19 protein-coding genes and 1 pseudogene are annotated in these 14859 nt (G+C 36.9%); 14 read left to right on the top strand and 6 right to left on the bottom strand.

Annotated features, from left to right (window positions below):
* The first annotated feature begins 1542 nt into the window (after positions 1 to 1542).
* The 6 genes from F6K18_RS11335 to F6K18_RS11360 all read left to right on the top strand — a co-directional run bounded on the left by F6K18_RS11335 (position 1543) and on the right by F6K18_RS11360 (position 4559).
* Positions 1543 to 2586 (top strand): sirohydrochlorin chelatase, encoded by a 1044-nt coding sequence (locus tag F6K18_RS11335; protein ID WP_287520890.1) that lies wholly within the window; start codon positions 1543 to 1545, stop codon positions 2584 to 2586.
* A gap of 334 nt (positions 2587 to 2920) precedes the next feature.
* On the top strand, positions 2921 to 3061 hold the full coding sequence (locus F6K18_RS11340) for a hypothetical protein (protein WP_287520891.1): 141 nt from the start codon (positions 2921 to 2923) through the stop codon (positions 3059 to 3061).
* A gap of 83 nt (positions 3062 to 3144) precedes the next feature.
* Positions 3145 to 3420 (top strand): hypothetical protein, encoded by a 276-nt coding sequence (locus F6K18_RS11345; protein ID WP_287520892.1) that lies wholly within the window; start codon positions 3145 to 3147, stop codon positions 3418 to 3420.
* Positions 3417 to 3827: a group II intron maturase-specific domain-containing protein gene (locus tag F6K18_RS11350; RefSeq protein ID WP_287520893.1), complete on the top strand. Its 411-nt coding sequence runs from the start codon at positions 3417 to 3419 to the stop codon at positions 3825 to 3827. Before F6K18_RS11345 ends, F6K18_RS11350 begins: the two co-directional genes overlap by 4 nt.
* 24 nt (positions 3828 to 3851) lie before the next feature.
* On the top strand, positions 3852 to 4043 hold the full coding sequence (locus tag F6K18_RS11355; protein ID WP_287520894.1) for an HNH endonuclease signature motif containing protein: 192 nt from the start codon (positions 3852 to 3854) through the stop codon (positions 4041 to 4043).
* 87 nt (positions 4044 to 4130) lie between these two features.
* Positions 4131 to 4559, top strand: a complete 429-nt coding sequence (locus F6K18_RS11360; protein ID WP_287520895.1) for a zinc ribbon domain-containing protein — start codon at positions 4131 to 4133, stop codon at positions 4557 to 4559.
* A gap of 93 nt (positions 4560 to 4652) precedes the next feature.
* On the opposite strand, the gene topA is transcribed toward F6K18_RS11360, so the two are convergent.
* The 4 genes from topA to F6K18_RS11380 all read right to left on the bottom strand — a co-directional run bounded on the left by topA (position 4653) and on the right by F6K18_RS11380 (position 8975).
* Positions 4653 to 7277 carry a type I DNA topoisomerase gene (topA, locus tag F6K18_RS11365; protein WP_287520897.1) on the bottom strand — a complete coding sequence of 875 codons (2625 nt, stop codon included), beginning with the start codon at positions 7275 to 7277 and terminating at the stop codon, positions 4653 to 4655.
* An 893-nt stretch (positions 7278 to 8170) separates the two neighbouring features.
* Positions 8171 to 8359: a transposase gene (locus F6K18_RS11370; RefSeq protein WP_287520899.1), complete on the bottom strand. Its 189-nt coding sequence runs from the start codon at positions 8357 to 8359 to the stop codon at positions 8171 to 8173.
* On the bottom strand, positions 8346 to 8531 hold the full coding sequence (locus tag F6K18_RS11375; protein WP_287520901.1) for a hypothetical protein: 186 nt from the start codon (positions 8529 to 8531) through the stop codon (positions 8346 to 8348). Before F6K18_RS11375 ends, F6K18_RS11370 begins: the two co-directional genes overlap by 14 nt.
* Before the next feature lie 255 nt (positions 8532 to 8786).
* Complete coding sequence (locus F6K18_RS11380) at positions 8787 to 8975, bottom strand: hypothetical protein (RefSeq protein ID WP_287520902.1); 189 nt, start codon at positions 8973 to 8975, stop codon at positions 8787 to 8789.
* Positions 8976 to 9185: 210 nt separating this feature from the next.
* Here F6K18_RS11380 and F6K18_RS11385 point away from each other — a divergent pair, with 210 nt between their 5' ends.
* The 4 genes from F6K18_RS11385 to psb32 all read left to right on the top strand — a co-directional run bounded on the left by F6K18_RS11385 (position 9186) and on the right by psb32 (position 11473).
* Complete coding sequence (locus F6K18_RS11385) at positions 9186 to 9494, top strand: hypothetical protein (RefSeq protein WP_287520904.1); 309 nt, start codon at positions 9186 to 9188, stop codon at positions 9492 to 9494.
* Between the two features lie 182 nt (positions 9495 to 9676).
* Complete coding sequence (locus F6K18_RS11390; protein WP_287520906.1) at positions 9677 to 9808, top strand: hypothetical protein; 132 nt, start codon at positions 9677 to 9679, stop codon at positions 9806 to 9808.
* Positions 9809 to 10016: 208 nt separating this feature from the next.
* Positions 10017 to 10538 (top strand): DNA-binding protein, encoded by a 522-nt coding sequence (locus F6K18_RS11395; RefSeq protein ID WP_287520907.1) that lies wholly within the window; start codon positions 10017 to 10019, stop codon positions 10536 to 10538.
* Positions 10539 to 10747: 209 nt separating this feature from the next.
* A complete protein-coding gene (gene psb32 / locus F6K18_RS11400; protein ID WP_287520909.1) occupies positions 10748 to 11473 on the top strand; it encodes a photosystem II repair protein Psb32 in 726 nt (241 codons plus the stop codon).
* 55 nt (positions 11474 to 11528) lie between these two features.
* On the opposite strand, the gene F6K18_RS11405 is transcribed toward psb32, so the two are convergent.
* Together F6K18_RS11405 and F6K18_RS11410 are read right to left on the bottom strand one after the other, a co-directional pair.
* Positions 11529 to 11912 carry a DUF4346 domain-containing protein gene (locus F6K18_RS11405; RefSeq protein WP_287520910.1) on the bottom strand — a complete coding sequence of 128 codons (384 nt, stop codon included), beginning with the start codon at positions 11910 to 11912 and terminating at the stop codon, positions 11529 to 11531.
* Between the two features lie 29 nt (positions 11913 to 11941).
* Positions 11942 to 12097, bottom strand: coding sequence for a hypothetical protein (locus F6K18_RS11410; RefSeq protein WP_287520911.1), 156 nt, complete (start codon positions 12095 to 12097; stop codon positions 11942 to 11944).
* 636 nt (positions 12098 to 12733) lie between these two features.
* Here F6K18_RS11410 and F6K18_RS11420 point away from each other — a divergent pair.
* The 4 genes and pseudogenes from F6K18_RS11420 to F6K18_RS11435 all read left to right on the top strand — a co-directional run.
* A pseudogene (locus F6K18_RS11420) lies at positions 12734 to 13651 on the top strand (transposase); the annotation flags it as partial.
* 222 nt (positions 13652 to 13873) lie between these two features.
* Positions 13874 to 13999, top strand: a complete 126-nt coding sequence (locus F6K18_RS11425) for a hypothetical protein (protein ID WP_287520912.1) — start codon at positions 13874 to 13876, stop codon at positions 13997 to 13999.
* Positions 13986 to 14234, top strand: coding sequence for a hypothetical protein (locus F6K18_RS11430; RefSeq protein WP_287520913.1), 249 nt, complete (start codon positions 13986 to 13988; stop codon positions 14232 to 14234). The genes F6K18_RS11425 and F6K18_RS11430 overlap by 14 nt, the downstream gene beginning before the upstream one ends.
* On the top strand, positions 14215 to 14418 hold the full coding sequence (locus F6K18_RS11435) for a hypothetical protein (protein ID WP_287520914.1): 204 nt from the start codon (positions 14215 to 14217) through the stop codon (positions 14416 to 14418). Before F6K18_RS11430 ends, F6K18_RS11435 begins: the two co-directional genes overlap by 20 nt.
* Positions 14419 to 14859 lie beyond the last annotated feature (441 nt).

Below are 14859 nucleotides of genomic sequence, written 5' to 3' on the forward strand. Positions count from 1 at the left end.
ACCAAAATAATTACAATAGACGACAATTATAGTTCATAAAAACGTAGATTTAAAGGAATTCATAATACCAATATTCTAACCTCCCTACAGTCCTGAACTTAATCCTATTGTTGATGTTCATAAAGCATAGGTCTAAAACGAAGAAGAATAATACAACCGAAGAAATTGCTTGCTTTTTCTTCTTAAAAAAAGAGGCTTTAAACCTTGATTAATTCACGATGGATTAAATTATCAATTGGTAATACAGGAGGTAGGTTGCAGAAGAGTTAGGAAAATTTGGAAAAATTAGCTTTCTATGGGCGGATTTGGTATGAATAACTTTAATGGTGGTAATCTAGCAATTTTTAATTAATCATTAGATTTTTTTAAGAATTGCATAATAAATTAAGTCTGCTAAAATAACTAAAAGTTACATCACTTTTCAAGTAAGTGAGGTACAGCAACAGAATAACAATATTCATTAATTCATTAAAATAATGATTGGATAATCTGTACCTCATCAACCTGTAATGTGCTTTCATTAATGGATAATGGATAATTACCTCTCCCTTTTAGGGAGAGGATTGACTAAAAGGAAAAAATTTATTCTCTTGGTCGATTGGATATTGCGCAGGTTTCCTCGCCATCCCTCGACCGCTTTTTTCCCCTTGAAAGGGGAGGCTAATAAAGCTAAATTATTTAATTAATAATTCTTAATTATTATGTAAGTCAGAATGAGAAAATAGTGGCAATTTTTGGCAAAAATAATTGATAGCAATTTATGTCTAAATTAAATATATTAACTAACCTTGAAAACGACAGAATATCGAGAAAAAAATCTGAATCTTGATGGGCGATGTGCTGATTGCTATTATATTATTTTGCTGAAAAAGTGGGGAAACTCCGGTTTGACATACTCTCCGACCTGAAGGCACGGAGATTCTCCTGAAAGCAGGATTCTTGGTTCATTGAGTCCACTTAAACTAATTACCTTACGATATTTAGTCCAGAGATGGTTCTCTCCCCAAGCGTTCGCTCTATTTCAAGAGCCTGTTCCCGTATGCCCTACGGTACAGTTAAAACCTGAAAAATTTGGTTCTCTGGTACTTGGTGCTTAAAGCTTTTCCATGCACAAGCATTCCTATGCAAAACCCCATAACTCTAGTTTTCAAGGTGCGTCTATCGATTAGATAGCTAGGTTTTTAGAGCGGTTGAATACCTTTGCGCTTTTCTAACTATAACACAAATTCCCCCTTTTAGAGCTATGCTTTATAAACATCTTTCTTAACATAAAACTTGACAAAAATATCATTTGATGTTTATAAGTCTGAAAGCTCCTAGTGTAGTTGCGATCGCAACTACAAAAAACAACTTTTAGGAGTACACAAGTTAGTCAATTTGTCAAAGCTTGTAAAACCAACAAAATGCTCGTAAGCTTTTGATAATAGGCATTATCCACTTTTGTAAAGAATTTTGCTGATCATGGATAGCTTTTAGAGGGAGGCTTTAAACCCAATTTTCGGTAAACCCTAGCTTCCTGCCTGACAAAGGAAAGGATAATTAATGAAATATTCAACTCAAAACTCAGAAATCAAAGCACAAGAAATTCTAACTTCAGCAGAAGAAATAAGTAGTATATCTACAAGTCATAAATTACCTCCATTACCATTACAAAGACCTTTATTATTAATAGGTCATGGGACACGAGATGCTGACGGAAGACAAACTTTCTTAGATTTTGTTGCAGCTTATCAAAATTTAGATAAATCTCGACCTGTAATACCTTGCTTTTTAGAATTAACAAGTCCAACTATTCAAGAAGGAGTAGATAAATGTGTAGAACAAGGTTACACAGAATTATCTGCTTTACCAATTTTATTATTTGCAGCTCGCCACAATAAATTTGATATTACCAATGAATTAGACCGGGCAAGAAAACGACATCCTCAAATAAAATTCCATTATGGGCGACATTTTGGAATTACTCCCAAGATTTTAGAATTGTGGCGATCGCGTCTCACAGAATTACAAGAAACTAATTTTAATCCCTCCGAAACAGTTTTATTATTTGTAGGGCGAGGTTCGAGCGACCCCGATGCGAATGGAGATGTTTATAAACTAGCTCGAATGTTATGGGAAGGCAGTGGATATCTAACAATTGAAACTTGTTTTATTGGCATTACTCATCCTCGTTTAGAAGAAGGTTTTCGGCGAGCTAGATTATATCAACCGAAGCGTATTATTGTTTTGCCTTACTTTTTATTTACCGGAGTTTTGGTCAAGAAAATATTTGATATTACTGCTCAACAACAAGAACAATATCCAGGTATTTCTATGACTTGTCTGCCAGAAATGGGAGCGCATCCAACATTATTAGAATTATTGCGAGAAAGGGAAATAGAGACACAGTTAGGAGAAGTACAAATGAACTGTGAAATGTGTAAGTTTCGGTTAGCTACTGTTGCTGGTGAAGCACATTCTCACGGTCATGGTCATCATCATCACAACCATGACCATAACCATAATACTCACGACCATACTAATTCTACAGCCGATCCTTACGCTGATCCAGAACAATATCATCAGCGTATTTGGCAAATTCCTTGAAGAAGGAAGAAGGAAGAAGGAAGAAGGAAAAAGTGGATGGGGATAGTCAACGACCTGCCACTGTTTCTACAAACCTCAACAAGCTTGTAAACACCGTGTAGACTACGGGGAATTAAACCCGAAAAAAAAGATAATAATTCAAATCATTAATGTCATTGCAAGGGGGATAAATATTGACGTTAATCTTGAGAGAAAAGTTTTGATACCCCTGTGGCAATCTCCGGGAGGAACAATATAAATTTATCTAATATCATGTCTCTTTAAATAACCCCAATAAAAAATTTAGACGTTGCATGCAACGTCCGTAGGGAGCAGGGAACAAGAGGAAATTTGTTTGCTCCCGATGACAAACGGAAAAAATATTCTCTCTCAAGAGAAGAACATTTTTACCCTTCAAAAACTTACCAGCCTCAGAATGGAGTTTAACTCCGCAAAAGATGTAGCAAAAGCAATGATTCAAGAATTAGAAGATTAAAAAAACAGTATTTTAGAGCAACGCTACGAAGATGCTTTAGCCTTGATATGAATTAGATGGGATGAGTAGGCAAACAAAAATAAATGCCATTGAATCTTTATGTAATTAGAATGCTAATACATTTGATTAAAAATCAACTAGAAAAAAAATTAACAAATTCTTGGGCAGCTTCAATAGGAGGTTCATTAATAGAAATCAAAAAAATAAACCTTCAAGACAACAGAAAATCTTATTATATCAAGGAAGACCAATGGCAAAGGAAAAGATTCACAAAAACGAATACTAGGTTTTTCCACAATCATCACCTCATCCAAAGAAAACCAAAAGGAACATTACGCCAACATCACAGAAGTTATTGACAAGCACAAAGCGATCGCCTCAAGCTGCGCTAATCAAAAACCTCAATTCCATCATCAGAGGATGGTGTAACTATTTTTCCATAGGATGTCCAACAAAGGTATTTTACCGAATGGATTACCTAATATACTGGAAACTCCGAAGATGGGCTAAGAGAAGACACCTCAACAAAGGCGAATACTGGATGAACAAGTATTGGCAAAAAATAGGGAATAGAAATTGGGTCTTTTCTGCCTCACGGGAAAATAACCCTTTAACTCTAGTGGAATATGGCTCATTTAAGAGCCAACAATATACAAAAGTTAAAGGCGATGCTAGTCCATACGATGGCAACCTAGCTTATTGGAGTACAAGAATGGGTAAACACCCTCAGATGTCCAAGCGAACAGCATCGCTGCTGAAAAAGTAAAAAGGGAAGTGTCGCAGGTGCAGATTGTTCTTTCAGGATGGAGACGTAATAGAATTAGACCATATCATCCCTAAGTCAAAAGGCGGAAAGGACGAATACAAAAACTGGCAACTACTCCATCGGCACTGCCACGATGAAAAGACTATAACAGAAAGAAGTTTGGAAAGGTCTGGCAATCAAACTGGCTGCAGTAGTGCCATGCCCAAACAACGATAAAATATCCCATCAAACTACAGATGGATCGACAATATGCTTGTGGTGACGTAAATCATGAAAATAGCTGTTTTACTGAGGAGCGCAGTGATGGGAAACTATCATGCTGCATTTTGGAGAGCAGTGGAGGGGGCAACCTCTTCACTGACTTTAATTAATTGTGTGGGTTTAAAGGTGGTAAGGAGCAACCTTCAGGGGCGAGAGTGGGAATGTCTTAACTGTGGTAGTAAGCAGGACCGCGATGAAAATGCAGCAATAAACATATTAGTCGCGGGCGGGCAGTCCGAGACAAAAAACGGACGTGGAGGCAAGGGTAAGACTACCGCCAAGGTAGCAGCAGTCTGTGTTAGCGAAGCTTTGCGCCAGCAAAACGTCAACCTACCGAGGAGTTTCGGCTCCATAGGAATCTCCGCGCCTTTAGGCCGGGGAGGATGTCAACATTCATCTCAATCAATAGACTTCTTGCGGAAGTCGGGAAAAGGAAACAGGGAACAGGGGACAAGGAAAAGTGAACAATAATTGACGTAAACACTATCAGAAAAATACTTTTGCAAGAGGTCTAATCAATATTTACCCACCATACTACTTAGTAATCTAAACATAACCGAAATTCTAATTATTTTCCGCCTTTGACTTTGTAGACTTTCTACCTCGAGTAGACTTCTTACTACTAGCCTTTGCCTTCAAAAGTTCCACAGCTTGCTCCAAAGTCACATCCTCAACAGCCGTATCCTTTGGCAAAGAAGCATTTACCTTACCATGCTTCACATAAGGTCCATACCGACCATCATAAATACCCACCGCCTCACCGTCTTCAGGATGTTTACCCAAATCTTTGAGTGGAGGTGCAGCTTTAGCACGACTAACACGTTTAGCTTTAGGTTGAGCTAATAACTCCAAAGCACGTTCCAAAGTAATAGTCAAAACATCATCCCCCGCTTTCAAAGAACGATAATCTTTACCAACCTCTTTTCCTTGGTCGTGAACAACATAAGGACCAAAACGTCCTAAATTAGTTTGAATTTTGCAACCTGTTTCTGGGTGAACGCCCAAAGTACGAGGTAAAGACAATAACCCTACTGCCATATCCAAAGTCACATCTTCCATATTTACACCCTTCGGCAAAGAAGCTCGCTTTGGTTTCTTCTTGCTTCCTTCTACCTCATCACCCAACTGTACATAAGGGCCGTAACGACCAGTCATTACATATATAGGTTTATCTTCCTCTGGATGAATCCCTAATTCTTCTGGGCCTTCTGTTTTTTGCTTCAGAAGTTTCTCTATTTGTTCTGGGTCTAAATCTGATGGGGTTAAATCTTCAGGAATAGAAGCTTTAACTATACCTTCATCATTTTCTACCTCAATATAAGCACCAAACTTACCGACACAGATACGATAATTCATATCTGAATCGGTATTCAAATTTTCTAATTCAATAGTACGAGCTGACTTAGGATCGATAGACTCTTCCTGTTCCTTAATTTGAGTATCTAACCCAGTTTCTCCAGAATAAAATTCTCGTAGATATGGCAACCATTGAGCTTCACCTGTAGAAATATCATCGAGAGTCTGTTCCATGCGGGCAGTAAATTTAACATCCACAAATTCCGGAAAGTGTTTTTCTAATAGAGTTGTCACTCCAAAAGCAGTAAAAGTAGGAATTAAAGCATTACCCTGAAGTTTGGCATAACGACGGTCAACAATGGTACTAATCACAGTAGCATAGGTACTCGGACGACCAATACCTTCACTTTCTAATATTTTAACTAAGGATGCTTCGGTAAATCTAGCAGGTGGTTGAGTTTCATGTCCGACTACTTCTATTTCTTTACAGTTTGGGCGATCGCCTTGTTTGAGAGGTGGTAATGGTGCTTCTTGGTCTTCTAATGCTGCTTCTGGATCGTCGGAACCTTCTACATAAGCTCGCAGGAAACCAGGAAAGTCTATCCTTTTTCCATTAGAACGAAAACCTGCTTCTTCTACTTGTAGATTTACGGTCATAAGAGTTTGACGAGAATCAGCCATTTGACAAGCTACTGTCCGTTTCCAGATGAGGTCGTAAAGAGCTAATTCTTGCTCTTTTAATCCTGTTTCTTTGGGAGTACGGAAAGTTTTACCCGCAGGACGAATGGCTTCGTGAGCTTCTTGAGCGCCTTTACTTTTAGTGGTGTATTGTCTGGGTTGAGGGCTTAGATATTCTGGACCATACATTTTTTCCACACAACTTCGAGCAGCGGCGATCGCCTCTTCGGACAAATGAACGGAGTCTGTCCGCATATAGGTAATAAAGCCCTGTTCGTATAAATTTTGAGCAGTTCGCATGGTTTGTTTAGCACCCATGCGTAGTTTACGGTTAGCTTCTTGTTGTAAAGTGGAGGTTGTAAAAGGGGGAGATGGTTTACGTTTAACGGCCCGTTCTTCTACAGTATTAATAATCCAAGGTTTATGTTCAAGTCTTTCTTTGAGAGTTTCAGCTTGAGCTTCATCTAATAAAACAACATTACGACCTTCAGCTATTTTGCCGGTATTTTCATCAAAGTCAGTACCTGTAGCAACTTTTGTTCCTCCAAGGGTGACAAGTTTAGATTCAAAGGGAGTTTTTTCCTTTTCTAAAGTAGCCTTTAAATCCCAATAACCCCCCTGTTTAAAAGCCTGACGTTGACGTTCTCGGATAACCAAAAGTCTAACTGCCACAGATTGTACTCTACCAGCAGAGAGACCCCAGGCTATTTTTTTCCACAGTACAGGAGAGAGAGTATAACCGTAAAGTCGGTCTAGAATACGTCTTGTCTCTTGTGCCCTGACTAACTGTTCATCTATATTGCGACAGTTTTCGATCGCCTTACGGATAGCTTCTGGGGTAATCTCGTGGAATACCATCCGTTTAGTAGGAACTTTTGGTTTTAGTAGTTGCAGTAAATGCCAACTTATGCTTTCCCCTTCCCGGTCTTCATCTGTGGCCAGAACTAATTCATCAGCTTCTTTCAAAGCATCTTTCAGTTCTTTCACAGTTTTCTTTTTGTCTTTAGGGACGACGTAGAGAGGTTCAAAATTTGAGTCTACATTTACACCTAGATGTGCCCACTTTTCTCCTTTATATTTTTCTGGTATTTCATCAGCAGAAGGTGGCAGGTCACGCACATGACCCATGGATGCCTCCACGCGGTAATCAGAGGGTAGATAGTTACGTATAGTCCGGGCTTTAGTGGGAGATTCTACAATAACAAGGGTTGACATAAGGCTTTTTTTAGGATACTACTAGCTGGGATTTTATATTGGGAATAATATGCACCAGTGGTCAATGGGTCAGGAGAAATAGAATTTTATTGTTTAGTTTGGTTAGACATTAACAAGATAAAGTCCTATTTTTTCTACGCTATCTTAATTTTTTATTTCTGCCAAAATCTATAGCAATTTGCAACTTGATCGGGTATTAAGTTACTGGGTTTTTAGATTTTTACTTAACAGAGAATGGAGATTAGAGCATTCTAGGTTTTGCTACATGTTCATAATTAACTTATCTGCAATCAGCTATATTTTTGATGGACATAAGCTTTAATTTAGTAATTACCTTATACGATTTGCTAGCATGACTTATTACTAATGTCAATAAATTAATATTTTTTTTATATTTTAAAGCAAAAAGTAAAATTATTGCTTTTGCTGTGATTAAGGATTTCTTCAATAAACCCTCAACTTCAACACATATCTAAATCCTAAGTCTGGTGATTAGTTATTATTTGGTTTATCTTTAACAATACAAACTCTCAAGTTTCTTTACCGAAAAATTGAGTTGAAAGCCTCCCCCTAAAATAGGGACTCTGTGTTTTGCTTGCAGCGCTTTTGATATCAATAAACCACAATGTGCAAAGCAATTAAAAACATCATTTTCGGTTATTCTGGTAATAGCATTAGTGATAGCTTTATCTAAATCTTCTCTAGTTCGAGCTTTACCAGAACGAAGAAAATCCTTAAACTTAGACCAGAATAATTCGATGGGGGAAAGGTCTGGACAATAAGCTGGTGATTTCAGTTATCAGTTAGCCTCCTATGGTCGGAACTGCGTTAACAGTTATCAGTACCTCTGCAATCAGGAGGCTTTAAATATAGAATATCCAATCGACCACTTTTTATCCCCTTAAAAGGGGAGGCTTTAGACCACAATTTCTCGGTAAAAATACTAATTTTGCTCCTACAGATTCAATTGCTTGCCTAATTTTACTACTTTTATGAACACTCAAATTATCTATAACTACAATTGCTCCTTGCCACAATAATGGTACTAATATTTGATGAATGTAAGTCTCAAAAAAAAGCACTATTTGTACTTCCTGTCACTGTCATTGATTCCATCAAGCATTCTACAGTCATAGCCCCTAACACTGTGATATTTTGACCCTGATTTCTCACAGTTTTATCTACTACTATTTTTCCGATTTTTGCCCGAGTATAAATACGATTCATTCCTAAATTTACTCCTGATTTATCCACAAAAATTAAATGATAAATATCTATTTAATCTAGCCATTAACCCTATTATAAGCCTGCTTATTTGATATTTTTACGGTTTTTTTCAGCAGCATAAATACTTTTTTTCGGCTTCAACCCATTTTTTCACAACTCGATACAGAGTTGATATACTTAGTTTTATTCCTATCTTTTCCTCTAAATATTCACCCAATTCTACCAGAATCATATCTAGTTGTTCTTGAATTTTTTCTTCAATACTTGAGAGAACTTTCTGATTTATTTTGGTGCAAGCCCCCCGCGTTTTTTCGGTTTGACACTTCCTGTTTGTCTATAATGCCTCAACAAGTTTCGCACAAAAGTTAAGCTTACTTTAAATCTTGCAGCTATTTCTGGTAGAAAACCTTCTCCTGGAAAATAGGTATTAATCACCTTCAATCGTAAATCCTCAGAATATGGTCTTGGCATTTTTGTTGTTGATCGCTCCTTTACAGTTCTATTTTAGATATTTGTGGTTCATTCATTTGAAAAGCGCTGTAAATAAGCGACAAAAGTATTCAACCGCTCTAAAAATCTAGCTATCTAGCCGATAACGCACCTTAAAAACTGTGGTCAGTCCAGCGCCACCGTCAGGCATAAGCGAATGCTGACCAAGAGAAGAGTTATGGAGTTAAATGCTTGTGCATAGAAAAACTCGCTCGCCACAAGTACCAGAGAAACGAAGTTTTTGGAGAATCTCCGCGCCTGTCCCTTGCCTCTGGACAACGAGAACTTCGACAAACTTTGAAAAGGATAAAAACTGGTGTCAAAAACCAGTTAGGTCGCCAGACAGATAGACCGACTCTGGGATGGATATTTCAATGTTTTCAATCTGTTCACGTCTTCTTCGTTCAGGGGGTTAAACAGATATCTAATTTAACTAATGAACGATTACATTTACTCAAATTTTTTCCCCAATCTTGTCAGGGTTATGATCTCCTGATTTAGGAATAATAATGTTTCTGGAGTTAGTTATTTTTCCACTTCCGAAGGACTTTAATATCATGGATAGTCCTGCATGGTAATGGATTGAAAAAAACCTAGCTGAAGGTGAAGAGTTATGAGTAGATACTTGTTCAGTTGTTGGCTTTTCTAATTCAGTAGAATATGATATTTAAGTGGTGGGTGGTTTGAAGAATATTGTATTTGGTGGTGAAGGTTTATTTTTGACAAAATTAACAAGTCCAGGTTTAGTTTACTTGCAAAGTTTACCGCTTTCAAAGTTGGCACAAAAAATTGGTGCTGCATCTATCAAAGCTTAATCGGTTAAAGTTGTAATATTAATCTCCTCTATTAATGTTGTCTAACTTCTAATACTAGAGAAAGAGGAATCTCAACAAAAGTCCAAATATTTTACTTTTCCTCTTGCCAAATCTGGACTTTTTATGCTATATTTTATTTAGCAATATCTAAAACAAAAATCAAATCATCTTTTACATAAGTATTAAAAAAAACTAAGACGTTATAGTTATGAACATCTCATTAGTAACTACAACACAAGCAGCATTTCTACTCAATATTTCAACAGGTAGATTGCGAACCCTGCTTAATCAAGGCCGTGTTCAAGGTGCTCATAAAATCAAAAGACTTTGGATGATTCCCCTCAATCATCGGGGAATGCCAGAAATTACATCAGGTAGTCGTGGTCCGGAAGGGACTTGGAATAAACTTCCACGTAAAGCCAAGACTATTGTTCATGTTCTACGAAAAACTATTGACTATAACCGAGACAATAAAACTTCTCACCCAGTAGTTGCCGTTAAAGTGGGAGAGAAAAAGGAGTATTGCCATGCCCTGAAAATTAACGGACCTTGCCAAATTGTTTATCAACCCCATCAACCGAATAAAAGTCAAGCAGAGGGTGCCCGTCTGTGGATTGAAGTAGAACCAGAAATTCTAGTGGAGCGAAAATATTTCTCTAATGGAGATTATGGTCCGCCACCGGAAGTAGTTCAGCAGAGGTCAAAAATTAAAAAAAAAGTCCAAGATTAAAGGTTAAGAGAAAACCAATTAGATAAATATTAGCCTCTAAAAGATAATTTAAGTAACAGTGCGTGGGTTCTGTTTAGTTTTTTGCTGTCCAGTAAATAATAATGATAAAGTAAGTAAAGTCTAGTAAAGCTTTCCCACTGTCATTGACTATGGGAAAAAGCTGTAACTTTCAAAAAGATTAACTTTTACCAAAAACTGAAAAGTATCTGATGGTACAACTATTCAATAAAACCTTAAATTTTCAAAATCTCCAAAGTTTAATAGTATCTCTGCTATTAATTATTATGGCTACTATCTTGCCAGTATCTTCTGCATTCGCAACTGGAGTTTATCAAATGCCAAGTTTAGCCGCAGGCGATCGTACATTCATTGTTGATGATGCTGAAGTTTTCAGTCGAATAACAAAGAGTAAACTAAACAATACCTTAGAAAGTTTGGCCAATACTACTGGCAATGAAGTTAGATTTGTTACTATCCGTCGCCTAGACTATGGTGAGACCGTGGATAGTTTTACCGAAAAGCTATTTGACAAATGGTTTCCAACTCCAGAAACAAAAACCAATCAAACTTTAATAGTATTAGATACTCTCACCAATAATGATGCTATTCGGGTTGGTGATGCAGTTAAAGAACTTATGTCTAATGACATTACTCAGAGTGTAGTTGATGAAACCATTCAAGTACCTATTAGAGATGGCAACAAATACAATGAAGCTTTTTTAGCAGCTAGCGATCGCCTGAGTGCTGTATTATCTGGAGAACCCGATCCAGGCCCTCCGGAAGTTAAAGATAAGCTTGCAGCACAAGTAGTAGCTACTTTTAAATCAGCAGAAGAAACTGACGATCAAAGTGCAACTATCTTAGTGGTTGTATTGCTAGTTGTAGCTACAATTGTACCAATGGTTACTTATTTCTGGTATCAAGGTTTTTCTTGATAGAAATTAAGGAGAATAGTAAAAGTGTAATTTCTGATCGTTATCCTTAATTCAATTAATCCTGAATATATTCCTTACCAGTTAATAAAGCCATTTCTGCACGCACAAATTCCCGCCCCAAATAAGCAGCATGATCTAACATTGTGACTGGACAGGGGGGGGTCCCTTCCAATATTTTTACACATATTTCTTTTGCAGTTCTCGCAGTAAATATTCTCGTATGAGTACGTTCTACTTTGCCTTTTGCTGGAATCGGTTTTCCTGTTTCTGGATCTATAGCCAAACCACGGTTGTCAATAATATTAGTAAAGTGTTTTGCACATATTAAACCTGCTTCTCGGTCAAGAAAAATAATAAAGTAACCACCTGAATCGAGCTCTATATGACGTCTTGAAAGCTTTTTATCAATGGTTTTTACTTCTTCAAGTGTTAGATTCATAGTTTCATCTTAGAATTATCTATATTTTATCATTTTCTTTGTGGGTTTAATACCCCACCGTCAACGGTCGTGTTCAAAATTACTTGGGGGAGCGAATCCCCATGTAATTTTCCTCCTGTCTCCTGTCTCCTGTCTCCCCTCCTGGGAGGGGTTGGGGGTGGGTTGTCTCCTGTCTCCTTCTTCAATCTACATTTTTATTGGAGGGTTAATATCAAGTTTGGATAATTAGTTATAAATCAAATATCAGCAGTTTTGTAGCAGTAGCACTCTTAGTCGGTACATCCATTTAATTTTTAGAAAGTAAACTGTAAAAATTACTGCTTATCTCACTATCCAAGCTTGAACTAACAGAGGCTAAAATTCCAGATTGATCTAAATTTTTATAAATCAATAAAATATCATCAATTTTGAGTTCTTAATTTCTATTTATAGCAATCCTAAATAGGTCGCAACAGATATAATAGTAAGAATAACATCTCCAGTCAAAATACAAAATCATCAAGATTATAGATGAACTTACTGGATTTTATTAATCAAACGAAAAAGTCAAAAGAAATAAAAATAGCCTGGGCGGTCAAAATGATTTTGTGGGGAAAATCCTACCATGAAATCAAAGAATTATTAAATCCCAAATTCCGCACGACAAACATACTACAGTACCTTTTTCCACGAAGATGGTGGAACACAGATTCTAATATTAAAAATTATAGTCAATAGTTAATGTAGTATGTATTTATACTTAATCAAGCTCGTAATGCCTATCATGTAAAAATCTGAGCAATAAATACCTGACACTACAAGCTAGACCTGGGGAATGTCGGTTAAATGTTTCTCACAGTTTTATTAGCCCATGGAAAAACCCAACACTGTTTGATGGCGTAGAAAGCTTAAGGCTTCAAGATCAAGGAACACAAGGTTACTTAAAGCCCAAAGAAAAACACAGAACAATTGACTGGTTGAGAACCCAAGATTATCTGAGATGATCAGACAAACCAAAACTATTTACAGAACCAATATAACGTAGTTTTTGGGTCCAATCAAAGTGATTATAGCTTACTCAAAGAAGCGGAAATAAGTTGGAAAAAAACTCCAAAAAATCATCCAGCTAAAGATGATGAATTAGTGAAAGAAAAAAAAAGAAATAGAGGAATAGCTGGGTAAATGGCCACCGGAAATAGAGGGTGGAAACCTTGCGGTGTTTATGATTGACCAATGTCATCTGCTCTGGGCAGACCTACTAGGTAACCCCTGGGGAAGAACAGATAAAAGAATAGAAATTAATCTCAAAAATCAAAAATCAAGACCAACTCCCAGATGGGGCATTAGACTATCAGACAAAGGAATTTATTGTTCAAGAATATAAATGTGGAATGCCCTGAAAATACCATTGAATTTATGAAATATTTGCAAAGCGCAAAGGCCGGGAAAAAATTGGCAATATTCTGGGATGGAGCAACTTACCATAATTCCCCAGAATGCGCGAGAATATTTGATCACAATTAATCAAGATTTATCAGAAGAAGAATGGTTGATAAATTGTACAAAATTTGCCCCGAATGCCCCGGAGCAAAACCCCGTTGAAGATATTTGGTTACAAACCAAAAAAATCATCAGACAATATGATCATCTTTGCAGTTCTTTGAAAATAGTTAAGTGGCTATTTAAGTAAATTGCGCTCTGGTCAAATATTCGATTTTCCTAAACTTTTTGATTATGGTATTTTGCCACAACCTAAATAGGATTGCTATATATATATAGATATAGATAAATTAAAGGACTGAGAATATTACCGAGAAACAGATGTTTTTATTGGGAATTTGTTTCTGAAAAAGAAGTAATATTTAAACCTCTATTAAATCAAGAAAATGTCTTAGGAATAGACCACGGTGTCAATAATTGGTTGACCTGTGTATCCAATGTAAATACTAGCGCGGGTTGTAGATGGGAAACAGGGCAAATCAATGAATCGTTGGTACAACAAACAAGTATCAACTATTAAAGAAAATAAACCGACTGGATTTTGGTCAAATAAACTGGCTGCCATTACAGAAAAGCGTAACCGCCAAATCCGATTTGGGTATAAATAAAGCAGCCAGAATAGTCATTAATAATTGTTTAAAAAATTCTCTTGGTACAATTGTATTTGGTTGGAATAAAGGTCAGAAAAATCAAATAGAATTAGGAAAAAAAAGTAATTCAGAATTTGTACCAATTCCGACAGCTAGACTTAAAGAAAGAATAGCTCAATTATGCTCTGAATATGGAATAATATTTATAGAAACACCAAGAAAGTTATACAAGTATGGCTTCATTTTTAGATGATGACTATCTACCTAATTATGGTGAAAAACCCAATGATTGGAAACCATCAGGAAAAAGAATAAAGCGATGCAGCGCCGCCAAAGGGGGTTTCCCCCATGAGCGACTGCATCAAGACAGCGTGGTTTGTATAGAACTGGTAATAATTGGTGTGTTAATGCAGACTGTAATGGGGCTGCAAATATAATCACAAAAGTAAGCAGAAAGCTAAGGTTAAACTTAAGCAGACTGTGTAGGGGCACTTTGACTTGTCCCCAGAGAGTATATCTTTGGTCAGCTAAGAAGAAACGGAGCAACATGGATTTATCCTGTGGCGTAGTATCTGCTTAGAATCCCCGTGACTTGAGTCCGGGGAATAGTCAAATCTACACTTGTTATTGTACAACAATCATCACGATAGACCGCGCACATAACGCCCGGCTTTCCCATACGAAGCTCCACTTCGGGAGAGCGCGGGAGTTCCCGCCGGGGGAGTTAAAGATTCAGTGAAGTTATGAATAAACCCTTGCTATTTTACTATTTTATTTGTATTATTGAGAGGCTAATGTTTTTATAGTCTAGTCAAGCACAAATATTGAACTTACTGAAAATCAACTAATTTTATTTGCAAGTGATGGTGATTATTTGA

Origin of the sequence: Okeania sp. SIO2C2 (assembly GCF_010692625.1) — a bacterium.
Taxonomy (GTDB): domain Bacteria; phylum Cyanobacteriota; class Cyanobacteriia; order Cyanobacteriales; family Microcoleaceae; genus Okeania; species Okeania hirsuta.